The sequence below is a fragment of the Rhodococcus sp. NPDC059968 genome (assembly GCF_042738615.1).
Classification (GTDB): domain Bacteria; phylum Actinomycetota; class Actinomycetes; order Mycobacteriales; family Mycobacteriaceae; genus Rhodococcus_F.
On record NZ_JBHWUE010000012.1, the window covers coordinates 1 to 24,285 of the forward strand.

The window sequence follows — 24,285 nt, forward strand, 5'->3', positions numbered from 1 at the left end:
GACACCCTGATCACCCGCCTGCTCACACCCCACGACACACAACGGGAAGCAGCCCTGCACAGCCGCCGAGGCGGTCACCGGCAAACCGCGAAAGGACCCGGCCGTCGCCCCACCCTCACCCTCGCCGACCGAGTCGTGCTCACCCTCATCCACGACCGATTCCGCCTGCCGGTCAAGGCCATCACGAAACTCTTCGACATCGGCCAGACCACCGCCAACAAGGTCATCCGCGACACCCGCCAACTCCTGAACCAGATCGACCACACCATCGACCCCGCAGAACCACTCACCACGCTCGCCGAGTTCACCACCTACATCACCACCACAGGCATCACACCCAACCCGCCAAATGAAACACCGTAATAATTTATCTGCAAGCCCTAACTACGCGGCATTGGGGTTAGCGGTCAGGAACGCGGCCGGCGGGGCTGATCACGCCGCGCCGCGTTCTTCTCCTTGATGCGGACGGTCTCTTTGCGGACCTCGGCCTGGGTGGCGCGTTCCTGCTGCAGCCACTCGGGACGATCCGCCATGAGCGCGTCGATCTGCTCGGTGGTGAGCGCCTCGGTGACGCCGCCTCGGCCGAGGCCCGCGATGGATACCCCCAGCTTCGCCGCGACCACCGGCCGCGGGTGCGGGCCGTTTCGGCGCAGCTCGAGCAGCCACTCCGGCGGATCGCTCTGCAGTGCACTCAGCTCGTCGCGGGAGACGAGACCCTCCTGGAACTCCGCGGGGGTGGCCTCGAGGTACACACCCAGCTTCTTCGCCGCGGTGGCGGGCTTCATAGTCTGAGGGCTCTTGTGCGACGTCATGGTGTCAAGAGTAACGAGCGTGTGCGATGCCGTTGACCAAGGCCGGTAGCCTGACGGAGTGACAGACGCGGATGCATCCCCTTCGTTCCGGCTCGCGTATGTCCCGGGCGTGACCCCCACCAAGTGGGTGAGGATCTGGAACGAACGACTGCCCGACGTCCCGCTCACTCTCGTCCCGGTGGCGGCCGCCGACGCAGCCGTGACGTTGCGCGGCGGCGGCGCGGACGCGGGCCTGGTGCGGCTGCCGATCGACCGGACCGGTCTCAGCGCCATCCCCCTGTACACCGAGATCCCCGTGGTCGTGGCGCCGAAGGACCACGTCGTGGCGGCGGTGGACGAGGTGTCGATCGCGGATCTGGCCGACGAGATCGTGCTGCACCCGCACGACGACGTCCTCGTCTGGGACAGCTTGCCGGGACTGCCCGCCCAGGACCGCCCCGCCACGACGGCCGACGCGATCGAACTGATCGCCGCGGGGATCGGGCTGCTCGTCGTCCCGCAGTCGCTCGCGCGGCTCCACCACCGCAAGGACCTCGTCTACCGGACGGTGTCGGACGGCCCGGAGTCACGGATCGCACTGTCGTGGCCCGAGGACGACACCACCGAACTGGTGGAGGAGTTCATCGGCATCGTTCGAGGCCGGACCGTCAACAGCTCCCGGGGCCGCACCCCGACTCCGGCTCAGCCGAAGAAGAAGCGTCCCGCCGCGGCGGCTGCACGCCAGAAACCGGCCGCGGGGGCCAGGACGTCACGGTCGGGCTCCGGAACGAAGGGCGGCAAGAAGGGCAAACCGCGGCGGCGGTCCTAGGCCCGACCGTCAGGTCGGCGCGCCGACCGACGCCGTCTTCGTGAGCAGGCCGGCGAGTTGCCCGTAGCCGTCCGCGCGGGCACTGGACGAGCGGAACACGAGGCCGATCGTGCGGCCGGGTGCCGGAGCCGCGAAGCGGGCGGTCGCGAGCGGCCCCCGTCCCGTCTCCACCTTGACGGCGCATTCCGGCACCAGGGTCACGCCGAGTCCGCCCGCAACGCACTGCACCACCGTCGACAGCGACGTGGCGCGGGTGTCGCCCGCCACCGGGTGCGCGTCGACGGAGCGGCACAGATCGAGGGTCTGGTCGCGCAGGCAGTGCCCCTCGTCGAGCAGCAGGAGGGGAAGCGCGTCCAGCATCTGCGGCGAGACGTCGGTGCGACCCGCCAGCGCGTGCCCCTCCGGGACGACCATCACGAAATCTTCTGTGTACAAAGGAATGTCGACGAGTCCGCTGACACCGCTCGGCAACGCCAGCACCGCGACGTCGAGCGCGCCCACCCGTAACGCCTCCAGGAGTCGCGCCGTCTGGTCCTCGATGACCTGCGGCTCGAGGGCGGGCATCTCCGCGCGCAGCGCCGGCAGCAGGGCAGGCAGCACGTACGGGGCCACGGTGGGGATCAGCCCGATACGCAGCGGTCCGGCCAACCGGTCGCCGACACCCGCGGCCGTCGCGACGAAACCGTCCGCGGCCTCGAGGATGACCTTGGCCTGACCGAGGAGCCGCTCCCCCGCCGCGGTGACGAGGACGCGACGGGTGCTGCGCTCGATGAGCTGCACGCCGAGCCCGTTCTCCAGGGCGGCCAGCGACTGCGACAGTGTGGGTTGACTCACACTCAATCGTGCTGCTGCCGTGCCGAAATGGCGGTATTCCGCGACCGCAACGAACGCACGCAGCTGCGACAGTGTGGGTTGATAACTCTGATCAGCCATGCCTATCAGTTTAGCGTTATCCATCACCGCCGCCTTTTGACCCGGGGCCGCTGGCGACCACTCCACGGTCGACGCACTTCCTCGAGGTCGACGAGCGATAGGGTGCGTCAATGCCCATCCACGTAGACGTCGTCCGGGTGTTCACCGACGACAAAGGACGCCACGGCAATCCGCTCGGCATCGTCGACTCCTCAGCCGTCCCGCCCGAGGACCGGCAGTCCGTCGCCGCCGCACTCGGATACAGCGAGACGATCTTCGTCGACATCCCCGGATCCGGTGACGAGCACGCGCGCGCGCAGATCTTCACCCCCACCACCGAACTGCCCTTCGCCGGACATCCCACCGTCGGGCTGTCCTGGTGGCTGCACGAGCGCGGCGCGGCGGTCAACACGCTCGACGTGCCCGCGGGCCCCGTCGCCACCCGCCGTTCCGGCGCCATCACCTGGGTGCGTGCCCGGCCCGAGTGGGCACCCGAGTTCTCGCTGTACCCCATGAACAGCGTGCGCGAGGTTCAGGCAGCCGACCCGAAGAAGTTCGGTGCCGGACACCACTATCTGTGGGCCTGGACCGACAAGGTCGAGCATTCGATCCGGTCGCGAATGTTCGCCCCGGACATGGGCATCACCGAGGACGAGGCCACCGGAGCCGCCGCCGTCCGGATCACCGCACACCTTCGGCACGCACTCCTGATCACCCAGGGCAAGGGATCCGAGCTGCGCACCACCTACGATCCCGCCGGCTGGATCGAGGTCGGCGGACGGGTCGTCCCCGAGAAGTCACGCACCCTCTGACGACGGCCGCCGGCCTCGCCCCGCGGTGAGGTCGGCTTCGCTCAGGGTCACCTCGATCTCCCGGCCCAGCGTCACCCCCGGAGCGAGGGGGAGCCTGTCGCCGCTCCAGAACTTGCCGGGGTCGTACCAATTGGTGCGCCTGCGCCCGCTGATCAGACCCATCTCCTCGTACGTCTGCGCGACCACCTCGGCGCAATAGGCGCTTTCGAGGCTGCCCGACTTCTCGTGCCGGCGCCCCGTCCCCGGCAGGCGCCCGCCGAACCACCGTGACGCGAGTTTCGCGGTGGACGGGAACGGGGTTCCGTCGAGCCGCGCGATCGTCCGCAGCAACGCGTCCTCCTGCTGCGACGTCGCGGGTTCGGCGAGCTGGCGCAGCCATCCCCGCTGCCCGTACCGCGCACCCCACACCTGGACCGCGGCGCGCAGGTCGTGGAGTTGCACACCGCGCTGGAAGCGTCCCGTCCACATGTCCTGCAGCGAATGTCCGAGTTCGGCGTGCCACATGAGCGGCGGGAGGTCCTCGAGGACCACCGACATGCCGACGTGGTTGACCGGACTGTTCGTCAGCGTCTGAATCGCCCTGTCCGCCGGAGACTCTCCGCGGAAGATCCAGATGTCGCCGGTGCGGGTGACCTCGACCGCGGTGTCGAGGTCGATGGTGGAACCGTGTCGTCGTGCGTCCGTGTGCCGTGGCGCGTCCATGGGCCCTAGCCTAGAAGGATGCGACCTCGTGGCAGGCAATGGTGGAAACTTCTCGGACTTGCCGGTGTGGTGGGTGTCGCCGCGACCGGGGTCGTCGCGGTGCGGGCGGATCGGCAACGCAAGGCGTACACGCCCGACGAGGTTCGGGCGCGTCTCCACGAGCGCTACACCCGCGCGTACGCGGCGCACGACGGGCAGAAGGAGATCGATCTGACCCCGCCCACCTGGCGGGACCGGGTCACCGGTGCCGTGCGCCGCTTTCGCAGGCGGGGCACCGGGACCGATCAGCCCAGGGCCCGGCGGATCCCGTCCGCGAGCTGAGCGACCTGCTCGTCCGTCATCACGAACGCCGGCGAGATCTGCATGGCGCCCTGACCGGCGGCGCGCCCCGAGATCCCGTGTTCACGCAACGTGTTCACGAACGGGAGCGCTTCCGCCGGATCGGCCAGCTGCACCGCCGCGACCGCACCGAGACCGCTGCGCACCTCCTCGACCCGCGGGTGGTCGGCGAGGGGTGCGAGGTGCTCGTGCAGTGACGACTCGAGCCGCTTCGACTCCGCCAGCAGGTTCTCGCGCTCGATGATGTCGAGGTTGGCGAGAGCCGCCGCGGCGGCACCCGCGTGCCCACCGTAGGTGTAGCCGTGTCGCCACCAGACCCCGCCGGCGAAGAACGGCTCGGCCACGCGCGGGGCGATGAACACCGCACCCATCGGGACGTACCCGGAGGTGAGCCCCTTCGCGGTCGTCATCATGTCGGGCTGCAGATCGAATCGCGTCGACGCGAACCACTCGCCACCGATGCGGCCGAATCCCGTGACCACTTCGTCGACGACGAACAGGATGTCGTGCTCGCGGCAGATGTCGCGGACCTCCGCGAGGTAACCCTCCGGCGGCAGGTAGACCCCGCCCGCACCGATGACGGGCTCGCAGAAGAACGCGGCGATCGTGTCGGCACCGATCTTCTCGATCAGTTCGAGCAGGCTCTTGGCATCGTTCCAGGCGACGGTGGCGGCGTCGGCCATCAACTCACCGTAACCCTCACGGTTAGCGGGAATTCCCGCCAGCGCGGTGCCCGCCACGTGCATCCCGTGATAGGCCTTCTGGCGGCCGACCACGATCGTCTTGGACGGCTTGCCCATCTCGTGCCAGTAGCGGCGGGCGAGCTTGGCCGCCGTGTCCACGGAATCCGAACCACCGGATGTGAAGAAAATCTTGCTGCCCGGCACCGGCGCGATGGTCGCGAGACGATCTGCCAGGGTCGCGGTGGTCTCGGGTACGAAGTCACCGAAGTTCGAGAAATGGGCCATTGTCCGCAACTGCTGCGCGACGGCGTCCGCGATCTCAGCACGACCGTGCCCCACGTTGGTGAACCACAGACCGGCCGTCGCATCGAGGTAACGGTTGCCTCGATCGTCCCAGATGTACGCGCCCTCGCCGCGGGACACCACGAAGGCACCCTTCTGTTCCACCGCACCCATGTCCGCGAATCCGTGCCACAGTGCCGACGCCATGCTCATCCCTTCGTGAAACCCCGCCCGAAGGCGACTATGCCACGACGCCTCGCAGAGGATCGTGCCGCGTCACTTCTCCGCCAGGGCGGTGGGGTGTGGCTGGGTGTCGATTCCCGGTATCCCGCGACCGCGGATGGACGCGCCCGCCGTCTCGGCCACGAAATACAGCGCGACGAGGCCGATCGCGCACGCAGCCATCATGTAGAACGCCGGCATCAGTGTGTTGCCGGTCCATTCGATGAGTAGTTCGTTGACTGCGGGGGCCGTGCCACCGAACAGCGACGTCGACACGTTGTACGCGATGGCGAAACCCGCAAACCGCACATGCGTCGGGAACATTGCCGGGAACGTCGCCGAAATCGTGGACAGCTGCAGGACGTACAGCAACCCGAGCACCGAGAATGCGAGGACTGCCCATCCGAAACCCTGACGCATCAGCAGGTACATCGGGACGGCGAGCACGATCAATCCCACAAGCGAGCCGTACCACAACGGTTTTCGGCCCACCCGGTCCGACAACCCGCCTGCGAACGGAATGACCGCCATCATGACGAGCTGTCCGACGATGAACAGGGTCAGCGACGCGGTGGACGTCAGGCCGATCTGTGTCTCCAGATACGTCGGCATGTAACTGAGCAGGGTGTAATTGGTGACGTTCAACGCGATGACGAGGCCGCCGAGCAGCAGCAACGGCTTCCAGTACTCGGTCACCAGGTCCTTGAACTCGTGGGTCGTCCCCGGCTCAACCTCGCCCTCCGCGTCCAATTCCCGGAACACGGGTGTCTCCTCGAGCTTGGTGCGCAGATAGAGGCCGATCAGACCCATCGGTCCCGCGATCAGGAACGGGATACGCCAGCCCCAGGTGGACATGAACGGATCGGAGGAAAACGACTCCACCACCAGGACCACGATCGCACCGAGCGCGTAACCGCCGAGGGTGCCGAACTCGAGGAAACTTCCACAGAAACCGCGCTTGCGATCCGGCGAATACTCGGCCATGAACGTTGCCGCGCCGCCGTATTCGCCGCCGGTCGAGAAGCCCTGGATCATGCGCAGCAGCACCAGCAGCAGAGGCGCCCAGAAACCGATGACGTCGTATCCCGGCACGAGGCCGACGCAGAACGTCGCACCCGCCATCAGGATGATCGTCAGTGCCAGAACCTGGCGGCGTCCGAGCCGGTCACCCAGTGGACCCCACACGAGGCCGCCGAGCGGTCGCACGACGAACGACACCGCGAACACGAGCAGGGCGTAGAGGGTGGCCGAACCGGTGTCGCCGGGGAAGAACGCGGCCGAGATGTACGACACGGTGAACGCGTAGACACCGTAGTCGAACCATTCGGTGGCGTTGCCCATCGCCGACGCCGCGATCGCGCGACGGAGAACACCTGGTGGGAGGGCTTCCTGCTCGGCTGGCGAACTCGCAGATGCCATTGATCCCGCCTCCTGGGGCCGGTTTCGCGTTCACTCATTGTGGCCCGAGTGGCACGTGTTGTCGCGCGTTTGCCGTTTACAGACACGGCGCGGAGGCGCGCCCGAGCCGTCCCCGTGACGGTGTGCGATCACCGGCGCGCGGGTATCCGCAACCCATGACCAGCCGAATCATCGCCATCGGCATCGACTGCCGTGACGCGGAGTTGCTGGCACGATTCTGGGGCGACGCCCTGGGCTATCCGTCGACCCGCCGATGGAAGGACTCGTACGGGCTCGAGTACGTCGAATCGAACGCACCGGGTCCCCGTGACTGGTGTTTCAGCCCGTCGACGACCCGAAGTCCGGGAAGAACCGCCTGCACCTCGACATCGCGCCGTCGTCCGGATCCCGGGACGAGGAGGTCCGGCGGCTTCTCTCGCTCGGCGCCCGCCGGCTGGGCGACGACCCGAACGTCCCCTGGGTGGTTCTCGCCGACCCCGAGGGCAACGAATTCTGCGTGCTACCGGAACGTGGGGCCGACGACGGGACGATTGCGTGAGCCTCGCCACCAGGCGGCGGGCCCGCCGTGGGCGATCCAGTGCCGTGCGTGGTCGACGTAGTCGGTGATCGCTCGGACCCACTCGTTCCAGGCACTCGGTGTGGGAAGAGTTTCGACGGAGCGGGTCAGGAGACGATCGATCGCATCCGAGACGAGGTCTGCGCGTTCCAACTGCACCATGTGCCCAGCGCCTGGCACCTTCACCAGTTCCGTGTCCGGCAACTCCCCGGCGATAGCCTTCGAATACCGGAATGGGGTCAGGAGGTCACGATCGCCGCACACGATCAGTGTCTCGATCGGTGCCAGCAACGGCACGGCCGCCGTCTCGTCGTGATTCTTGAACGACGGCAGGAAATCGACGAGTGTCTTGAGGGACGTGTCGTTGATCATCTGCTCGGAATGCCACATGATGGCCGGGCTGATCCTGCGGTCGCCGAAGGACGCCGACCTCAGGATCGGCGCCAGCACCCTCTTGCTCGCGCCGCGACCGCTCTGCACCACGCGCGGCAGGTGCCGGGCCGCGGTGCTGAATCCGGCGACGACCGGCGTGTTGAGGGTACGCGCGAGTCCCACGTCCCCCAGCTTCTCCGCGGCGGTGGCGATCAGGCCCACCCCGACGATGCGGGAACCGATCAGATCGGGATGCTGCCCGACGTACGAGAGGACGGCCATGCCGCCCATGGAGTGGCCGACCAGCACGATCGGCCCCTCGGGCACGAGCGCCCGGATCACGGCGTCCACGTCCCGCGCGAGATGCGGGATCGTGCACGTGTCGCGGCGCGGCACCCCGGAATTGCCGTGCCCCCGTAGGTCGAAGAACACCATGCGGATCGTGGAGCCCCATGTCTCCTCGAGTTGGACCCGCTGGAAGTGCCACCCCGTCATCCGGTTGCAGAAGCCGTGAACGAACACCACCGTTAGGGGGGCGAACGCCGGGCCCACCTCGCGCACCGCGAGGGGCACTCCGTCGTCGGCGGCGACCACACTGCCGCGGTCGCGGCTGAGCAGGTCGAAAGTCTCGCCTGCGAACTCGTCGAACATAATCTCCCAGCCGTTGCCGAAGTCACGGAGGATCCCGCGGACGCCTGTCCAGTGGAGGATAGCGCGGCCCGCGAATCGTACGCGCGCAACTTCACCGCTACCGGTCCTCCCCGTACCGGCAGCGCGCACCGAGACGTCCCACCGCGTTCACGGCGAGCGCCATCAACGCCATCGCCAGCAACAACACGACCGCCGTGACGGCGAGCTGGAGGTACCCCTGCTGTCTGGGATCCAGGAAGGGATACGGGTACCAGCCGACGATCGGACCCCGCATCAGGGAATAGGCGCCGTACACGGCCGGGAACACCAGCCAGCTGAGGCTCTGCGCGTCGGAGATCCGCACCCGGGACGGCGCGATCACCCAGTCGAGCAGCAGGACGAGCGGCAGCAGGCGGTGCAGCGCCGTGTTGATCCAGTCGTCCTGCAGCATCACGTCGATGTTCGCCAGCAGCACCGCGTACACGATTCCGGTGATGACCATGTACAGAGTCGTCGCACCCCGGAACAGCTGCCAGCCCCGCGACTGCGGATTCCGGATCGCGCCGATCAGGAGGACGACGACGGCGAGCATATTGCTCTCGATGGTGAAGTAGCTGAGGTAGTTGGCCAGTGAGAAGTCACCGCTGCCTGCGCTGCGGAGCGGAATCCACAGCAACGCGATCAGTCCGTAGACGGCGAACACCGCCCGCAGAACCCGAACGACCCTGTGACCTCGCAGGTCCGTGACGACGGCAGCGTCCATGCGCCGATATTCGCATACGGGCGGGCGCGGCACAGGGCGATCCACCGGGTTGGCTAGGCTGGGGTCCAGCATGTCCACCACAGCACCCAGCCGGCGGGAACTGAAGAACAGCCTCGGCGAACTCACTCTGCGCGACGAACACCGGCTCCGCCGGCGACTCGACCGTGCGCGCACACCCGAAGCCCTCGCGTCCCTGTCGGACGAGATCGCCGCCGCACGCGGACGCATCACACGAAGACTCGACAGCGTCCCCGTCATCGACTACCCCGACTCGCTGCCGGTCAGCCAGCGCCGCGACGACATCGCGAAGGCGATCGCCGAGAACCAGGTCGTCATCGTCGCCGGCGAGACCGGATCCGGCAAGACGACGCAGATCCCGAAGATCTGCCTCGAACTCGGCCGTGGTGTCCGCGGCCTCATCGGACACACCCAGCCCCGCCGTCTCGCGGCGCGGACCGTCGCCGAACGGATCGCCGAGGAACTCCGCAGCGAACTCGGTGAGACCGTCGGCTACACCGTGCGATTCACCGACCAGGTGTCGGACGGCACGCTGGTGAAGCTGATGACCGACGGAATCCTGCTCGCCGAGATCCAGCGCGACCGGATGCTGCGCCGGTACGACACGCTGATCATCGACGAGGCCCACGAACGCAGCCTCAACATCGACTTCATCCTCGGATACGTGAGGCAGCTCCTCCCCCGCCGGCCCGATCTGAAAGTGATCATCACGTCGGCCACGATCGACCCGGAACGCTTCGCGCAGCACTTCGCCACCGACGGGGTGCCCGCACCGATCGTCGAGGTGTCCGGGCGCACATTCCCCGTCGAGATGCGGTACCGCCCACTCACGGTGGAAGTCGGCGACCAGACCTTCGACCGCGACCCCGTCGACGCGGTGTGTGAGGCAGTCGAGGAGCTCTCCGGCGAGGGCGAGGGCGACATCCTGGTCTTCCTCTCCGGCGAACGGGAGATCCGCGACACCGCCGACGCGCTGCGCGACCGCAGGCTGCGCGGCACCGAGATCGTGCCCCTGTACGCCCGCCTGTCGGCGGCGGAACAGCACAAGGTGTTCACGCCCCACACCGGGCGGAGGGTCGTGCTGTCGACGAACGTCGCGGAAACGTCCCTCACCGTGCCCGGCATCCGGTACGTCGTGGACCCGGGAACCGCCCGCATCTCCCGCTACTCGGTGCGCACCAAGGTGCAGCGTCTGCCGATCGAACCGATTTCGCAGGCGTCCGCCCGCCAGCGTTCGGGACGTTGCGGCCGTGTGGCCGAGGGCATCTGCATCCGGCTCTACTCGGAAGAGGACTTCGAGGCGCGGCCCGCGTTCACCGAACCGGAGATCCTGCGCACCAACCTCGCATCCGTCATCCTGCAGATGACGGCGCTCGGCCTCGGCGACATCGCCGCGTTCCCGTTCCTTCAGCCGCCCGACCCGCGGGCCGTCCGCGACGGCATCGGCCTGCTCGAGGAACTCGGGGCGATCGAGCGGCAAACCCAGAACGAGCAGCCCGTCCTCACCCCGGTCGGACGCGAACTCGCGCAGATCCCCGTCGATCCGCGCATGGCCCGGATGCTCGTCGAGGCGCACCGGAACGGCTGCCTGTCCGAGGTGCTGGTCATCGTCTCCGCCCTCTCGATCCAGGACGTGCGGGAACGTCCCGCCGAGTTCCAGCAGGCGGCGGACGAGAAGCACGCCCGGTTCACCGTGGAGAACTCCGACTTCCTCGCGTTCCTCGAACTGTGGAAGTACCTGCGCGAGCAGCGGAACGATTTGTCGTCCAACCAGTTCCGGAAAATGTGTCGAAACGAGTTCCTGCACTGGCTGCGCATCCGCGAGTGGCAGGACCTGCACGGTCAGCTCCGGCAGATCACCCGCGGACTGGGCTGGGACACCACCGACACCCCGGCAGGCGAGGCGGCGATCCACCAGTCCCTCCTCGCGGGACTGCTGTCGCACATCGGACTGCGCGAGGGTGACAAACGAGACTTCCTCGGGGCCCGCGGAAGCCGATTCGCGATCTTTCCAGGCTCGAGCCTGTTCAAGAAGCCCCCGCGATGGGTCATGGCCGCCGAGCTGGTCGAGACGTCGCGGCTGTGGGCGCGGATGTCGGCCAGGATCGAACCCGAGTGGGCGGAGAAGCTGGCGCCGCACCTCGTGAAACGCACCTACTCCGAGCCGCACTGGTCGTCGAAGCGCGGCGCCGCGATGGCCTACGAACGCGTGACGCTGTACGGGATCCCGCTCGTCGCCCGGCGTGCGGTCACCTACAGCACCATCGACCCCGAGACGTCCCGGGACCTGTTCATCCGCCACGCTCTGGTGCAGGGCGAATGGCAGACGCAGCACAAGTTCTTCCACGCCAACCGCGCACTCCTCGAAGACGTCGAGGAACTCGAGCATCGCGCCCGCAGGCGCGACATCCTCGTGGACGACGACACTCTCTACGACTTCTACGACCAGCGCGTCGGCCCGGAAGCGGTCTCCGCCCGGCATTTCGACTCCTGGTGGAAGGCCGCCCGCCGCAAGAATCCCGACCTGCTCACGTTCACCCAGGCGACGGTCGTCAACGCCGAGTCGGCCGCAGTACTCGGCGGCGAATACCCCGACGCCTGGCGTCAGGGCGACATGCAGTTCCCCCTCACCTACCAGTTCGAGCCCGGCACCGAGGACGACGGCGTCACCGCCCGCATCCCGATCGCGTTGCTGGCAGGCCTGCGCCCGGTCGGCTTCGACTGGCTGGTCCCCGGCATGCGCGTCGAACTGGTTACCGCCCTGATCAAGACACTCCCGAAGACCCTTCGCCGACAGGTGGTTCCGGCACCGGACTACGCGACCGCCGCGCTGGCCGCCGTGAAACCCCGCTCCGAACCGCTCGCCACGGCGATGGCACGCGAATTGTCGCGGCTCGGCGCCTGTCGCATCGACCCCAAGGACTTCGACGTCACCGCGCTCCCTGACCATCTGCGCATGACGTTCGCTGCCGTGGACGAGAAGGGCGCCGTCCTCGGCCGGGACAAGGACCTCGTGTCGCTGCGCAAGTCGCTCGCTCCCCGCGTCCAGGTGGAAGTGGCAAAAGCGGCCTCGAACTCGGAGCGGCCGCCTGCACTCACGTGGACCCCCGCCACCCTCGGTTCGCTCGAGGCCACCGTGACACGCGAACTCGGCGGCCAGAAGGTCACCGGCTACCCCGCCCTGGTCCCGGAGGGTGACGGTGTCGCCGTCCGCGTGCTCAGCACCGCCGCGGCGCAGCGAGGCGCGATGCGCGCCGGAACGCGCCGGCTGCTCCTCGCCGCCGTTCCCACCCAGGCGAAGACGGTCACGTCCGGCCTGAGCAACGCACAGCGATTGGCGCTCGGGCAGAACCCCGACGGCAGCCTCGACGCCCTGATCGACGACTGCCGCAACGCCGCCGCGAACCAGCTGATCGTCGCGCACGGCACTCCGGTGCGCACACCGCAGGAATTCGACGCCCTCGTGGCGACGGCGCGCGCGGCGATGGCCCGGAATGTGGCGGTGCTCCTGCGACTGGTGTCGCCGGTACTCGAGGCGGACCATCGGCTCGCCGTCGTGCTGGACCGTGCCACCGGTGAGGCCGCCGACGACGTGCGGGAACAACGGCAGTCGCTGCTGTTTCCCGGATTCGTCGCCGACATCGGTGCAACACGCCTCCGCGACCTGCCCCGCTACCTCGCCGCCGCGGTGGCACGTCTCGAAGCCCTTCCCGCGAGCGCACCGCGCGACCAGAAGGGGATGGACGTTCTCGACCGGGTGTACGCCGGATACGAACGCATGCTCGCGGGTCTGCCGGAAGAACGACAGCACTCACCCGAGGTCGATGCGATTCACTGGATGATCGAGGAGCTGCGCGTCAGCCTGTTCGCTCAAACGCTCGGGACACCGATCCCGGTCTCGGAGAAGCGCGTGCTCAGTGCCATGGAGAAGGTGCGCTGACGCGCGGGGCCATGGAGAAGGTGCGCTGACGCGCGGGGCCATGGAGAAGGTGCGCTGACGCGCCGGCTCAGGCGTCGTCTCGGGACTCGCGATGTTCGCGTAGCTCTTTGATCTCGCGCGCGAAGTCCTCGGCGGAGCTGAACGACCGGTACACGGACGCGAAGCGCAGGTACGCCACCTCGTCGAGATCACGAAGCGGACCGAGAATGGCGAGGCCCACCTCGTTGCTCGGGATCTCCGCGGACCCCGACGCCCGGACCGCGTCTTCGACCTGCTGGGCAAGAAGATTCAGTGCGTCATTGTCCACCTGCCGGCCCTGGCAGGCGCGTCGCACACCCCGCACCACCTTCTCCCGGCTGAACGGCTCGGTGACACCACTGCGCTTGACCACCGACAGGACGGCGGTCTCGACGGTGGTGAATCGGCGACCACACTCGGGGCACGAACGGCGGCGACGGATGGCCTGTCCTTCGTCGGCTTCTCGCGAATCGACCACACGTGAATCGGGGTGCCGGCAGAACGGGCAGTGCATGGCGATTCCTTCGTCGTAGCCGTCGTGGCCGCAACTGTTCGCCTCCCCCGATGGCGAACCGACGAAAACGGATTCACGCAGCGGATGCACGATCTCGACGCGACCACACGAAGTGGTGGGACTGACAGCATCCGAGACTACTCGGCCGGCCGATGGGACAGTCATGCAGAGCCACCCCCGTCACCGGGTAGAGGACGACGGGACGATCAGACTCTGGCCCGGGTGGAGCGCCGAATTGGACATGGCATTCAGCTCCATGATCCGCTCGACCACCTGTGCCACCGGCAATTCCGGGGAGATCCGCGCCGCGACCGCGGCCAGGCTCTCCCCCTGCTGCACCTGCACGACCTCCGTGGCCGCCGAGTTGCTCACACCGTCGGTGGTGGCCAGCTGAGCCACCCCGACGAGCCCGCACAACACACCCGCGGTGATCACGACGCTCGCGAGCACCATCCGCCAGCCGACGTCGTTCGCCCCGCGCGCGTGATCGGCGCGGGAGACACCGGCGTGGGTGGGCCGGTACGCGACGGCGCCGGACGACGGACGTCGCAGCTCGCCGTCGGTGCGACGCCGAGGCTCGGTCCGGTACGACCGTGCGGCCCCGGAACGGACGACACCCCGTTCGAGTGCCTGCCGGTTCAGCACTGCCTGCCGGTTCAGCACTGCCTGCCGATGGAGAACTGCGTTGCTCATCGGTACCTCCGCTGCTCGTATCCGTTGTCAGATCCGTTGTCTGTCAGATCCGTTGTCGTATCCGCTACCGCCCCGGTCGGCGTCCGACCCCGCCGGGTGTTCGATCACGCGTTCGAAAGAACACATGTTCGATTTCTACCACGGCACTCCGACAATGTCTCTACTTCTCGCGACACGTGTCGAACAGATGTTTGAAACTCCGAGGAAAGCGGGATAGATTCGTGTCACGCGGCACAGCAGTCACATGCGACCCATACCGAGAAGATCCACATACAGACGGAGGCACCTCGCCATGAAGGACGACAGCTCGACCGACGGTTCGACTCCACGTGTGAGCGGTGGCTCCGCCGCCGGGTTGACCGACCGGCAGCGCCGCGTCCTCGAGGTGATTCGCACGTCCGTGAACGAGCGCGGATATCCGCCGAGCATCCGCGAGATCGGCGACGCCGTGGGGCTCACCTCCACGTCCTCCGTCGCTCATCAGCTGCGCACGCTGGAGCGGAAGGGTTTCCTCCGCCGGGATCCCAATCGTCCGCGCGCCGTGGACGTGCGCGGTCTCGACGAGGTGGCGGCGGGAGCGGCAGCGAACGCGAGCGCCGCCGTCGGGCTGGCCGCGGTCAAGTCCGGCGCCGACGGCGCCCCCCTGCCGGAACCCGCGTTCGTCCCGGTTCTCGGCCGGATCGCCGCCGGTGGCCCGATCCTCGCCGAGGAAGCAGTCGAGGACGTCTTCCCCCTACCCCGTGAACTGGTGGGCCAGGGCTCGCTGTTCCTGCTCAAGGTCGTCGGGGAATCGATGATCGATGCCGCGATCTGCGACGGCGACTGGGTCGTGGTCCGTCAGCAGAACGTGGCAGACAACGGAGACATCGTGGCAGCGATGATCGACGGCGAAGCCACCGTCAAGACGTTCAAGCGCACCGAGAACGAGGTGTGGCTGATGCCGCACAATCCCCTGTTCGATCCGATCCCCGGCAACGACGCAGTCATTCTGGGCAAAGTCGTCACGGTCATGCGCAAGATCTAGTCACTGCCGCTTGCAGACACGAGGAGGCCCCACGGCGATTGCCGTGGGGCCTCCTCGCATCCACCCCGGATACGCAGGTCGTGCCTCGTCAGAGATTGAGGCCGCGACCGATGATTTCCTTCATGATCTCGGTGGTACCGCCATAGATGGTCTGGACACGAGAATCCATGTACGCCTTGGCGATCGGGTACTCCTTCATGTATCCGTAGCCGCCGTGCAGCTGCAGGCACCGGTCGATCAGCCGGACCTGCGCCTCGGTGGTCCACCACTTGGCCATCGCCGCTTCCTGGACCGACAGCTTCTCGTCGTTGAGCAGTTCGATGAACTTGTCGACGAGGACTCGGACGGCCGTTGCCTCGGTGGCGAGTTCGGCGAGCACGAAGCGGGTGTTCTGGAAGCTGCCGATCGACTTGCCGAAGGCCTTCCGGTCGCGGCAGTACTGGATCGTCATGTCCAGTGCCGATTCCATTGCGGCCGCGGCCACCACTGCGATCGACAGCCGCTCCTGGGGAAGGTTCTTCATCAGGTAGAGGAAGCCCATCCCCTCCTCGCCGAGAAGGTTGGCGGCGGGAATACGGACGTCGGTGAAGCTGAGTTCCGCGGTGTCCTGCGCCTTCATCCCGATCTTGTCGAGGTTGCGGCCGCGTTCGAAGCCCGGCATGTCCCGTTCGACGACAAGGAGGCTGAATCCCTGCGCCCCCTTGTCGGGATCGGTACACGCGACAACGATGACGAGGTCGGCGTTGATGCCGTTGGTGATGAAGGTCTTGGAACCGTTGAGGACCCAGTCGTCGCCGTCGCGCACGGCGCGCGTCTTGATGCCCTGCAGGTCGCTGCCGGTGCCCGGTTCGGTCATCGCGATGGCCGTGATCAGCTCGCCCGACGCGAAGCCGGGCAGCCAGCGCTGCTTCTGCTCCTCGTTGCTCAGTTCGAGCAGGTACGGCGCGACGACGTCATTGTGCAGGGTGAAGCCGATGCCGCTGTATCCGCCGCGGGTGGTCTCCTCGGTGACGATCGCGTTGTACCGGAAGTCGCGCACGCCGCCGCCGCCGAATTCTTCCGGCACGGCCATACCGAGGTAGCCCTGTTTGCCGGCCTCGACCCACAGGCTGCGGTCGACGATGTTCTGCTCTTCCCACTTGGCGTGGTTCGGCTCGGCGTGCTGTTCGAGAAACTTGCGGTACGACTCCCGGAACAGTTCGTGCTCCGGTTCGAACAGGGTGCGCTCCACGCCGACTCCTCGTATCAACTATCCGGGTACGTCTCGTTCGACGGTAGAGGCGAGGAACTATGTGGTGAATGACCCAGGTGATCGGGATTCGTGACCCATCCGGTCACAGTGTCAGGGCTTGCGGAACCGCGCGAGCGAGCGCATTACCGGGTAGGCGACGAGGATGCCGACCGAACCCCACGCGATGCCACCGAGTTCCACGGATCCGATCGTCAGCGTGAGGTCGCCGATGCCGGCGACGAGCGCCGCGGCGACCACGGTGAGGTTCACGGGGTCGGTGAAATCCACCTCGGCGTCCATCCAGATGCGCACACCGAGGACGCCGATCAGTCCGTACAGCACGAGGGTGGCGCCGCCGATGACCCCGTTCGGCACGGTGAACACGAGAGCTCCGAACTTCGGTGAGAACGCGAGGACTACGGCGGTGCCGGCCGCGACCCAGTAGGCGCTGGTGGAGTAGACCCGCGTCGCGGCCATCACTCCGATGTTCTCGGCGTAGGTGGTGGTTCCGGAGCCGCCGCCGAATCCGGCGAGAGTGGTGGCCAGCCCGTCCGCGACGAGAGCGTCGCCGGCGACGTCGTCGAGCGAACGACCCGTCATGGCAGACACCGCCTTGACGTGGCCGACGTTCTCGGCGATCAGGACGATCACCACCGGGAGGGTCAGCGCGATCACGGACCATTCGAACGTCGGTCCCCGCAGTTCGGGGACGCCGAACCAGGCCGCATCCCGCAGCGCCGTCACCCGCTCCTCGGCGAGCCCGCCGATCACGGCGGCGAACACCCAGCCGACGACGACACCGACGAGGATGCCGAGACGGCCCAGCAGTCCCGGACCGAGCACTGTCACGAGCAGGATCGCCAGCAGCGTCACCCCGGCGATCAGCGGTTGCGATTCGAACGAATCCACCGCGGTGGGTGCGAGATTGAGCCCGATCAGGGCGACCACGGCGCCGGTGACGACGGGCGGCATGACGGCGTCGATGACCCGCGATCCGGCCAGCTTCACCGCGATACCCACCACGAGCAACAACAGACCCGCAGCGGCGACACCGCCGAGTTGCGCGGCGGGACCGGAACTCTGCGACGCCGTCAGCGGCGCGATGAACGCGAACGACGACCCGAGATAGCTGGGGATGCGGCCGCGGGTGATGAGCAGGAACAGGGCCGTCCCGATACCCGAGAACAGCAGTGTCGTCGTGACCGGAAACCCGGTGATCGTCGGCACCAGGAGGGTGGCGCCGAACATCGCGATGACGTGCTGCATCCCGATTCCGACCGTGCGCGGCCAGGTGAGGCGCTCGCCGGGAGCGACCACCTCACCCTCACCGATCCGCCTGCCGTCGCCGTGCAGCGTCCACCCGAACACCCGCGTGGGAGTGGACGGGCCGGCAGAGCCGCCGGGGGCGTCGGTTTCTTCTTTCGTCACAGTTCGCCAATAGTAGGCACGATCTGGGAGGTTCGCGCCTTCGGGACCGGATCCCGTCGCAAACCGGGACTACGCGCCCAGCACCCGTACCGCCGCGGCGCGCGCCTCCGTGGGATCGCTCGTGGCGAGCACGTCCTCGGCGGCACGACGGCAGTCGTCCAGCGTGACCGATTCCACCTTCGCCCCCACACCGGACACGGCAGCACCCGCGCAGGACAGCGACGTGACCCCGAGTCCGATCAGCACGCAGGCGAGCAGCGGGTCGGCGGCCGCCTCGCCGCAGACGCCGACCGGTTTGCCTGCCGCGATGCCCGCCTCGGCCGTGCGGGCGACGAGCGCGAGGACCGCCGGTTGCCAGGGGTCGGTGAGCGACGCCAGATCGGAGGACATCCGATCGGCGGCCATCGTGTACTGCGCGAGGTCGTTCGTGCCGATGGACAGGAAGTCGACGTGGCGCAGGAGACGGTCGGCCAGAAGCGCGGCGGCCGGTACCTCGACCATCACGCCGGGCACGAGTCCACGAGCGCGGACCTCCGCCGCGAAGGATTCGGCCTCGGCGGGAGTCGAAATCATCGGTGCCATCACCCACGGGTGCGACTGCGTCTGCTTCGCCGCGGCGGCGACGGCGTCGAGTTGCCTGCTGAGGATGCCCGGGTTCTGTTCGGCGATCCGGATTCCGCGGACCCCGAGCGCCGGGTTCGCTTCCTCGGCGTGGTTGGCGAAGCGCAGCGGCTTGTCCGATCCCGCGTCGAGGGTTCGGATCACGACTTTCTTTCCGGCGAACGCGTCGAGCACCTCGCCGTAGATCTCGGCCTGCTCGTCGACACCGGGCTCGGAATCTCGGTCCAGGAAGCACAATTCGGTGCGGAACAGTCCCACGCCGGCGGCAGCCGTCGCGCTCGCCGACCGCGCACCGGCCCCGTCCTGAACGTTGGCCAGAATCGATACGGAATGTCCGTCGCTCGTGCGGCCGGGACCCTCCCACGACTGAATGCGGACCCGTTCGGCGCGGCCGTGTTCGACGGCGGCGCGGGCCTCGACGGGGTCCGGTTCCACCACGAGTTCGCCCGCCGAGCCGTCGAGGAGGACGGGGGTGCCCGATACGACGGATTCGAGGTCACGAACCGCGACGACACACGGGATTCCCAGCTGCCGCGAGATGATCGCGGTGTGGCTCGTGGGGCCGCCGAGGACGGTCACGAGTCCGACGATCAGCTCGGGATCGAGACCGGCGGTGTCGGCGGGCGCGAGGTCCTGGGCACACAGGATCGACGGTGTCGTCGGCACGGGGATGCCGGGTTCGGGCAGGCCGAGGAGTTCGGACACGACGCGGTCCCGGATGTCGCGCAGGTCGGTCACCCGTTCGGCCATCAGCCCGCCCATCTTGGTGAACAGGGTGGCGAACTGTTCGGTGGCCTCGGCTGCCGCTTCCTCGGCCGGGGTTCCACCGGCGATCAGCTTCTGCGCGGCACCGAGCCAGCCGCGGTCGGCCGCCATCGCCGCGTTCGCCTGCAGCACCTCGGCTGCGGCGCCGGAGACGCTCGCCGCACGGTCGCGCAGTCGTTGCGACACCACGGCGGCCGCTTCCTCGAAGCGGACCTTCCCCGCGGCGCGCGACGCCTCGTCGATCCGGGCCGATCCGGGTGCGACCTCCGGCCGCGGAGCCGGCCAGATCACCGGCGCGTAGGCAATGCCCGGTACCACCGGCGTACCTCGCACGATTTCACGGTCTTCGGTCATCGGGTCCTCCTGGCCGGCTTGTTCTGCTTCACACAGTCGGAAATGCGAATCGACTATGTGACGGAGATTACTCTCAACTCTTGACATGTCAACACACTCGGGCGTAAAACAACATGACACAACATTTCGTGTGATGCAGACCATAACGGATCACGTCACCGAACACTTCACCGACGAGAACAGGAACGGGGTCACGGTGTATCCGGAAGAACGCCAGCAAGCGGTCACGACGCTGATCTCGCAGCGGGGACGCATGTCGGTCGCCGACCTCTCCGACACGTTCGGCGTCACCACCGAAACCGTGCGCCGTGACCTCGCGCTTCTCGAGCGTCTCGGCCACATCCGCCGCGTGCACGGCGGCGCGGTGCCTGCGGGGTCCCTCACGGTCACCGAGCCCGGCATGACGGAGCGCGATCACACCCGCGCCGAGCAGAAGGACCGGATCGCCAAGCGCGCCGCCGCCTACCTGCCGCCGTCCGGTGGCAGCGTGCTGTTCGACGCGGGAACCACGACGGGGCGCATCATCCCGGAACTCCCGTCCGATCTGGACCTCACCGTCATCACCAACTCCGTGCCGATCGCAGCCCGGCTCGCGGGACTCAATTCGGTGACGCTCCACATGCTGGGCGGCCGGGTGCGCGGCATCACGCAGGCCGCCGTCGGCGAGGAGGCGCTGCGCATCCTCGACGTCCTCCGCGTCGACGTCGCGTTCATCGGCACCAACGCGCTCAGCGTCGGCCACGGCCTGTCCACACCGGACACCGAGGAGGCCGCGGTCAAGCGCGCGATGGTCCGGTGCGCCAACCACGTCGTCGTGGTCGCCGACTCGTCGAAGGTCGGCCGGGAGCACCTCGTGAGCTTCGCCCCCATCCACAGCGTCGACATCCTCGTCACCGACGCCGACATCAGTTCCGCAGACCGAGCCCACTTCCACGACCAGGGAATCGAGGTGGTGATCGCATGATCGTCACGCTGACCGCCAATCCGAGCATCGACCGCACCGTCAACCTGGCGGGGCGCCTCGAACGAGGAACCGTCCTGCGCGCGGCCGCCACCCACAGCGACCCCGGAGGCAAAGGCGTCAACGTCGCCCGCGCGCTCACGTCGGCGGGTGTCGCCGCTGTCGCCGTACTTCCGGGCAACGAGGGCGACCCCCTGCTCACCGCCCTGTCCGAGCACGGGATCGAGCACGTGACCGTGGCGACGTCCGGTCCGGCGCGCACCAACATCACCATCACCGAACCCGACGGCACCACCACCAAGGTCAACGAACCCGGCGTCGCGATGACGGCCGAGTCGCTCGCCGATCTGCAGTCGGAGATCATCGAACGCGGCTCGCGGGCCGAGTGGGTGGTGCTGTCCGGTTCCCTTCCCCCCGGCATTCCCACCGACTGGTACGCCACGCTCGTCGAGGCACTGCGCTCGGCGTCGTGCCGGGTCGCCGTCGACACATCGGACGCCCCGCTGCTCGCGCTCGCGGAACGGTTCCCCGCGGCCGCCCCCGACCTCGTGAAACCGAACAGCGAGGAACTCGCGCAGCTCACCGGCGCCGACGGGCAGTTGCTGGAGGAGTCCGCGCTGCGCGGAGATCCGACAGCCACCGCCCACGCCGGCAGGCAACTCGTGGACCGCGGGGTCGAAGCCGTCCTCGCCACGCTCGGCGCCGCGGGTGCGGTTCTCGTGACAGAGGCCGGCGCCTGGTGGGCCACGCCACCACCGATCGTCGCCCGCAGCACCGTCGGCGCCGGCGACTCGTCGCTGGCGGGCTACCTGGCAGCGCACATGTCCGGTGCAACGCCCGCGGACTGCCTCCGATCCGCCGTCGCCTACGGCAGCGCGGCGGCAGCCCTTCCCGGCACCACCCTGCCGACCCCCGAACACGTCGACATCGACGCCGTCACTGTCACCGCCCTCAGCTCCCCCGCCCCCGATCCGGCCTGAACCAGAAGGAAACACCATGTCTCACTCGACACCCGCCCGCGATCCGGGGCCGCAGATCATCAGCGAGGATCTGATCTCCCTGGACACCGACCTCGGAGCCTCCAAGGAGGACGTGATCTCCGCGCTCTCCCGGCGTCTGGCCGACGCCGGTCGCGCCACCGAAGCGGACGCGCTCCGCGACGCCGCACTGGCGCGTGAATCACAATCGGCGACAGGACTTCCCGGTGGGATCGCGATCCCCCACTGCCGTTCCGAAGCAGTTGTGGCGGCGTCCCTCGGATTCGCCCGGCTCGCCCCGAAGGTCGACTTCGGCGCCCCCGACGGACCCGCAGATCTGGTGTTCCTCATCGCCGCGCCCGAAGGTGCCGGCGCGGAGCACATGAAGCTGCTCTCCTCGCTCGCACGGGCGCTGGTGCGCCCCGCCTTCGTCGGGGCCCTCCGTGATGCGAAGACCCCCGCCGAGATCGTCACCCTGGTGAACGACGTCCTGGCACCCGCACCCGCCGCCGCACCGGCGGCCGCGGCTCCCGCCGCCGCAGCACCCGCGGCGGCCGCCGCTGCAGCTCCGGAGCCCGAGCCGGTCACCCCGGAGAAGGAACCCGAGCCCGAAGAGGGACCGAAGCACATCGTCGCGGTCACGGCCTGCCCGACCGGCATCGCCCACACCTACATGGCCGCCGACTCCCTCGTCGCCGCCGGCGAACGCGCAGGCGTCGTCGTCCACGTGGAGACGCAGGGTTCGAGCGGAAGCACGCCGCTGGCACCCGGAGTGATCGCGGGCGCGTCCGCCGTCATCTTCGCCACCGATGTCGGGGTGAAGGGCAAGGAACGCTTCGCAGGCAAGCCGGTGGTGGCGTCGGGCGTCAAGCGCGCCATCAACGAGCCCGACACCATGATCACCGAGGCACTGCGCGCGGGCATGAACCCGTCCGCGGCCACCGTGGACGCGGGTAGCGCCGGCAGCGCGGCGGACGAGCCGGCCGGATCGATCGGCTGGGGCACCCACCTGCGCCAGGTGCTGCTCACCGGTGTCAGTTACATGATCCCGTTCGTCGCCGCCGGCGGTCTGCTGATCGCCCTCGGCTTCCTGCTCGGCGGATACGAGATCTCCGGTCCTGCGGAGGACATCGTCCTCAGCAACTCCCTCGGCCAACTCCCCGACGGTGGCCTGGCGACGTACCTGGGCGCGGTGCTGTTCCAACTGGGTTCGCTGGCGTTCAGCTTCCTCGTGCCCGCTCTGGCCGGTTACATCGCCTTCGCCATCGCCGACCGGCCCGGCCTGGCACCGGGCTTCACCGCGGGTGCCGTGGCGGTCTTCGTCGGCGCCGGATTCATCGGAGGCCTCGTCGGTGGTCTGATCGCCGGTGTGGTCGCGCTGTGGATCAGCCGGATCCCGGTTCCCCAATGGTTGCGCGGCCTGATGCCGGTGGTGATCATCCCGCTGTTCGCGACTCTGATCGTCGGCGCCCTCATGTTCCTGGTCCTAGGCCGTCCGCTCGCCTCGATCACGTCGGGCCTGACGAACTGGCTCAACGGTCTGTCCGGCAGCTCTGTCATCTTCCTCGGCATCATCCTCGGTCTGATGATGTGCTTCGACCTCGGTGGCCCGGTGAACAAGGCCGCATACGCATTCGCGGTGGCCGGCCTCAACGTCAACGATCCCGCCTCGCTGCGGATCATGGCGGCCGTGATGGCTGCGGGCATGGTCCCGCCGCTGGCGATGGCTCTCGCGTCGACCGTCCTGCGTCCCAGCCTGTTCAGCGAGGCGGAACGTGAGAACGGCAAGGCGGCCTGGCTCCTCGGCTCGGCGTTCATCTCCGAAGGTGCCATTCCGTTCGCCGCCGCCGACCCCCTGCGCGTCATCCCCTCGATGATGGCCGGCGGCGCCGTCACCGGCGCCCTGATCATGGCGTTCAACGTCACCCTCAGCGCACCGCACGGCGGAATCTTCGTCTTCTTCGCCATCGGCAACCTGCTCTGGTTCCTGGTGGCGCTGGCCGCCGGTGTCGTCGTCGCCGCACTGTGCGTCGTCGGCGCGAAAGAATTCATCAAGCCCGGCGCGTCCGACGCCGAACTCGACCCCGACGTTGCGACAGTCGCAGCGTAAGAGAAACAGATCGACCCGCTCGCCCCGCATCAACCCCACCGACAGAGGAGAGAGTCCATGCCCAGCACCACAGTCGCCGTCGGTTCGTCCATCGGCCTGCACGCCCGTCCCGCCGCCGTCATCGCCGAAGCGGTTGCCGCCGCCGGTGTGCCCGTCACGCTGGCCGTGGCGGACGGCGAACCCGTGGACGCCGGTTCCGCACTGCTCATCATGACGCTCGGCGCCACCAAGGGCACCGACGTCACGGTCACCAGCGACGACGCCGACGCCGTCGAGAAGGTGGCCCAGCTGGTGGCGGCCGACCTCGACGCCTGACCGG

At 68.2% G+C, this 24,285-nt stretch carries 22 protein-coding genes and 1 pseudogene; 11 read left to right on the forward strand and 12 right to left on the reverse strand.

The features are described 5' to 3' along the window. Positions 1 to 363, forward strand: a pseudogene (locus ACFWAY_RS13270) (hypothetical protein); the annotation flags it as partial. A gap of 44 nt (positions 364 to 407) precedes the next feature. On the opposite strand, the gene ACFWAY_RS13275 reads toward ACFWAY_RS13270, so the two are convergent. Further along, entirely contained in the window at positions 408 to 812 is a 405-nt protein-coding gene (locus ACFWAY_RS13275; protein WP_378455181.1) for a DUF5997 family protein, read from the reverse strand. 58 nt (positions 813 to 870) lie between these two features. Here ACFWAY_RS13275 and ACFWAY_RS13280 point away from each other — a divergent pair, with 58 nt between their 5' ends. Then, on the forward strand, positions 871 to 1,620 hold the full coding sequence (locus tag ACFWAY_RS13280) for a LysR family substrate-binding domain-containing protein (protein ID WP_378455182.1): 750 nt from the start codon (positions 871 to 873) through the stop codon (positions 1,618 to 1,620). 9 nt (positions 1,621 to 1,629) lie between these two features. Here the strand turns inward: ACFWAY_RS13280 and ACFWAY_RS13285 are convergent, their stop codons facing one another. Further along, the gene (locus ACFWAY_RS13285; RefSeq protein WP_378450391.1) at positions 1,630 to 2,553 is read right to left on the reverse strand and encodes a LysR substrate-binding domain-containing protein; all 924 of its coding nucleotides are present in this window, start codon (positions 2,551 to 2,553) and stop codon (positions 1,630 to 1,632) included. A gap of 110 nt (positions 2,554 to 2,663) precedes the next feature. Between ACFWAY_RS13285 and ACFWAY_RS13290 the strand changes: the two genes are divergently transcribed. After that, complete coding sequence (locus ACFWAY_RS13290; RefSeq protein WP_378450390.1) at positions 2,664 to 3,344, forward strand: PhzF family phenazine biosynthesis protein; 681 nt, start codon at positions 2,664 to 2,666, stop codon at positions 3,342 to 3,344. On the opposite strand, the gene ACFWAY_RS13295 is transcribed toward ACFWAY_RS13290, so the two are convergent. After that, positions 3,330 to 4,046 carry a hypothetical protein gene (locus ACFWAY_RS13295; RefSeq protein ID WP_378450389.1) on the reverse strand — a complete coding sequence of 239 codons (717 nt, stop codon included), beginning with the start codon at positions 4,044 to 4,046 and terminating at the stop codon, positions 3,330 to 3,332. The two genes, ACFWAY_RS13290 and ACFWAY_RS13295, sit on opposite strands and share 15 nt — an antisense overlap. Positions 4,047 to 4,064: 18 nt before the next feature. Between ACFWAY_RS13295 and ACFWAY_RS13300 the strand changes: the two genes are divergently transcribed. Further along, positions 4,065 to 4,367: a hypothetical protein gene (locus ACFWAY_RS13300; protein ID WP_378450388.1), complete on the forward strand. Its 303-nt coding sequence runs from the start codon at positions 4,065 to 4,067 to the stop codon at positions 4,365 to 4,367. Here the strand turns inward: ACFWAY_RS13300 and ACFWAY_RS13305 are convergent. Further along, the gene (locus ACFWAY_RS13305) at positions 4,331 to 5,563 is read right to left on the reverse strand and encodes an aspartate aminotransferase family protein (protein ID WP_378450387.1); all 1,233 of its coding nucleotides are present in this window, start codon (positions 5,561 to 5,563) and stop codon (positions 4,331 to 4,333) included. The two genes, ACFWAY_RS13300 and ACFWAY_RS13305, sit on opposite strands and share 37 nt — an antisense overlap. A 63-nt stretch (positions 5,564 to 5,626) precedes the next feature. Further along, on the reverse strand, positions 5,627 to 6,991 hold the full coding sequence (locus tag ACFWAY_RS13310; RefSeq protein WP_378510911.1) for an MFS transporter: 1,365 nt from the start codon (positions 6,989 to 6,991) through the stop codon (positions 5,627 to 5,629). 313 nt (positions 6,992 to 7,304) lie between these two features. On the opposite strand from ACFWAY_RS13310, the gene ACFWAY_RS13315 reads away from it, so the two are divergent. Beyond that, the gene (locus ACFWAY_RS13315; RefSeq protein ID WP_378510912.1) at positions 7,305 to 7,529 is read left to right on the forward strand and encodes a VOC family protein; all 225 of its coding nucleotides are present in this window, start codon (positions 7,305 to 7,307) and stop codon (positions 7,527 to 7,529) included. Here ACFWAY_RS13315 and ACFWAY_RS13320 read toward each other — a convergent pair. Together ACFWAY_RS13320 and ACFWAY_RS13325 are read right to left on the reverse strand one after the other, a co-directional pair. Further along, complete coding sequence (locus tag ACFWAY_RS13320) at positions 7,491 to 8,570, reverse strand: alpha/beta fold hydrolase (protein WP_378450384.1); 1,080 nt, start codon at positions 8,568 to 8,570, stop codon at positions 7,491 to 7,493. The two genes, ACFWAY_RS13315 and ACFWAY_RS13320, sit on opposite strands and share 39 nt — an antisense overlap. 97 nt (positions 8,571 to 8,667) lie before the next feature. After that, the gene (locus ACFWAY_RS13325; RefSeq protein WP_378510913.1) at positions 8,668 to 9,312 is read right to left on the reverse strand and encodes a Pr6Pr family membrane protein; all 645 of its coding nucleotides are present in this window, start codon (positions 9,310 to 9,312) and stop codon (positions 8,668 to 8,670) included. A 70-nt stretch (positions 9,313 to 9,382) separates the two neighbouring features. Here ACFWAY_RS13325 and hrpA point away from each other — a divergent pair, with 70 nt between their 5' ends. Beyond that, complete coding sequence (gene hrpA, locus ACFWAY_RS13330) at positions 9,383 to 13,270, forward strand: ATP-dependent RNA helicase HrpA (protein WP_378510914.1); 3,888 nt, start codon at positions 9,383 to 9,385, stop codon at positions 13,268 to 13,270. Positions 13,271 to 13,337: 67 nt separating this feature from the next. On the opposite strand, the gene nrdR is transcribed toward hrpA, so the two are convergent. Both nrdR and ACFWAY_RS13340 read right to left on the reverse strand, forming a co-directional pair. Further along, positions 13,338 to 13,802 (reverse strand): transcriptional regulator NrdR, encoded by a 465-nt coding sequence (nrdR, locus tag ACFWAY_RS13335; RefSeq protein ID WP_015890458.1) that lies wholly within the window; start codon positions 13,800 to 13,802, stop codon positions 13,338 to 13,340. Positions 13,803 to 13,982: 180 nt separating this feature from the next. Then, positions 13,983 to 14,495: a LysM peptidoglycan-binding domain-containing protein gene (locus ACFWAY_RS13340; protein ID WP_378510915.1), complete on the reverse strand. Its 513-nt coding sequence runs from the start codon at positions 14,493 to 14,495 to the stop codon at positions 13,983 to 13,985. Between the two features lie 292 nt (positions 14,496 to 14,787). Between ACFWAY_RS13340 and lexA the strand changes: the two genes are divergently transcribed. Beyond that, a complete protein-coding gene (gene lexA / locus ACFWAY_RS13345) occupies positions 14,788 to 15,519 on the forward strand; it encodes a transcriptional repressor LexA (protein ID WP_378450380.1) in 732 nt (243 codons plus the stop codon). An 88-nt stretch (positions 15,520 to 15,607) separates the two neighbouring features. Here lexA and ACFWAY_RS13350 read toward each other — a convergent pair whose 3' ends face one another. From ACFWAY_RS13350 to ptsP, 3 genes are all read right to left on the reverse strand, one after another. Then, the gene (locus ACFWAY_RS13350; RefSeq protein ID WP_378450379.1) at positions 15,608 to 16,750 is read right to left on the reverse strand and encodes an acyl-CoA dehydrogenase family protein; all 1,143 of its coding nucleotides are present in this window, start codon (positions 16,748 to 16,750) and stop codon (positions 15,608 to 15,610) included. Positions 16,751 to 16,861: 111 nt separating this feature from the next. Beyond that, a complete protein-coding gene (locus ACFWAY_RS13355) occupies positions 16,862 to 18,178 on the reverse strand; it encodes a uracil-xanthine permease family protein (RefSeq protein ID WP_378510916.1) in 1,317 nt (438 codons plus the stop codon). 69 nt (positions 18,179 to 18,247) lie between these two features. Further along, entirely contained in the window at positions 18,248 to 19,918 is a 1,671-nt protein-coding gene (gene ptsP, locus ACFWAY_RS13360; protein WP_378510917.1) for a phosphoenolpyruvate--protein phosphotransferase, read from the reverse strand. A gap of 196 nt (positions 19,919 to 20,114) precedes the next feature. On the opposite strand from ptsP, the gene ACFWAY_RS13365 reads away from it, so the two are divergent. Genes ACFWAY_RS13365 through ACFWAY_RS13380 form a run of 4 tightly spaced genes read left to right on the forward strand, consistent with a single transcriptional unit; the run spans position 20,115 to position 24,281 of the window. Then, positions 20,115 to 20,882 (forward strand): DeoR/GlpR family DNA-binding transcription regulator, encoded by a 768-nt coding sequence (locus ACFWAY_RS13365; protein ID WP_378450411.1) that lies wholly within the window; start codon positions 20,115 to 20,117, stop codon positions 20,880 to 20,882. Beyond that, a complete protein-coding gene (gene pfkB, locus ACFWAY_RS13370; protein ID WP_378450376.1) occupies positions 20,879 to 21,859 on the forward strand; it encodes a 1-phosphofructokinase in 981 nt (326 codons plus the stop codon). Before ACFWAY_RS13365 ends, pfkB begins: the two co-directional genes overlap by 4 nt. A gap of 16 nt (positions 21,860 to 21,875) precedes the next feature. Beyond that, positions 21,876 to 23,966, forward strand: a complete 2,091-nt coding sequence (locus ACFWAY_RS13375) for a fructose-specific PTS transporter subunit EIIC (RefSeq protein WP_378510918.1) — start codon at positions 21,876 to 21,878, stop codon at positions 23,964 to 23,966. A 57-nt stretch (positions 23,967 to 24,023) separates the two neighbouring features. Next, complete coding sequence (locus ACFWAY_RS13380; protein WP_005261132.1) at positions 24,024 to 24,281, forward strand: HPr family phosphocarrier protein; 258 nt, start codon at positions 24,024 to 24,026, stop codon at positions 24,279 to 24,281. Positions 24,282 to 24,285 lie beyond the last annotated feature (4 nt).

Excerpts from the sequence above, each read along its gene's own strand:
- ACFWAY_RS13275 (WP_378455181.1), bottom strand. The coding sequence starts at position 812 with ATGACGTCGCACAAGAGCCCTCAGACTATGAAGCCCGCCACCGCGGCG.
- ACFWAY_RS13285 (WP_378450391.1), bottom strand. The coding sequence starts at position 2,553 with ATGGCTGATCAGAGTTATCAACCCACACTGTCGCAGCTGCGTGCGTTC.
- ACFWAY_RS13290 (WP_378450390.1), top strand. The coding sequence starts at position 2,664 with ATGCCCATCCACGTAGACGTCGTCCGGGTGTTCACCGACGACAAAGGA.
- ACFWAY_RS13295 (WP_378450389.1), bottom strand. The coding sequence starts at position 4,046 with ATGGACGCGCCACGGCACACGGACGCACGACGACACGGTTCCACCATC.
- ACFWAY_RS13300 (WP_378450388.1), top strand. The coding sequence starts at position 4,065 with ATGCGACCTCGTGGCAGGCAATGGTGGAAACTTCTCGGACTTGCCGGT.
- ACFWAY_RS13305 (WP_378450387.1), bottom strand. The coding sequence starts at position 5,563 with ATGAGCATGGCGTCGGCACTGTGGCACGGATTCGCGGACATGGGTGCG.
- ACFWAY_RS13310 (WP_378510911.1), bottom strand. The coding sequence starts at position 6,991 with ATGGCATCTGCGAGTTCGCCAGCCGAGCAGGAAGCCCTCCCACCAGGT.
- ACFWAY_RS13320 (WP_378450384.1), bottom strand. The coding sequence starts at position 8,570 with ATGTTCGACGAGTTCGCAGGCGAGACTTTCGACCTGCTCAGCCGCGAC.
- ACFWAY_RS13325 (WP_378510913.1), bottom strand. The coding sequence starts at position 9,312 with ATGGACGCTGCCGTCGTCACGGACCTGCGAGGTCACAGGGTCGTTCGG.
- hrpA (WP_378510914.1), top strand. The coding sequence starts at position 9,383 with ATGTCCACCACAGCACCCAGCCGGCGGGAACTGAAGAACAGCCTCGGC.
- nrdR (WP_015890458.1), bottom strand. The coding sequence starts at position 13,802 with ATGCACTGCCCGTTCTGCCGGCACCCCGATTCACGTGTGGTCGATTCG.
- ACFWAY_RS13340 (WP_378510915.1), bottom strand. The coding sequence starts at position 14,495 with ATGAGCAACGCAGTTCTCCATCGGCAGGCAGTGCTGAACCGGCAGGCA.
- lexA (WP_378450380.1), top strand. The coding sequence starts at position 14,788 with ATGAAGGACGACAGCTCGACCGACGGTTCGACTCCACGTGTGAGCGGT.
- ptsP (WP_378510917.1), bottom strand. The coding sequence starts at position 19,918 with ATGACCGAAGACCGTGAAATCGTGCGAGGTACGCCGGTGGTACCGGGC.
- pfkB (WP_378450376.1), top strand. The coding sequence starts at position 20,879 with ATGATCGTCACGCTGACCGCCAATCCGAGCATCGACCGCACCGTCAAC.
- ACFWAY_RS13375 (WP_378510918.1), top strand. The coding sequence starts at position 21,876 with ATGTCTCACTCGACACCCGCCCGCGATCCGGGGCCGCAGATCATCAGC.
- ACFWAY_RS13380 (WP_005261132.1), top strand. The coding sequence starts at position 24,024 with ATGCCCAGCACCACAGTCGCCGTCGGTTCGTCCATCGGCCTGCACGCC.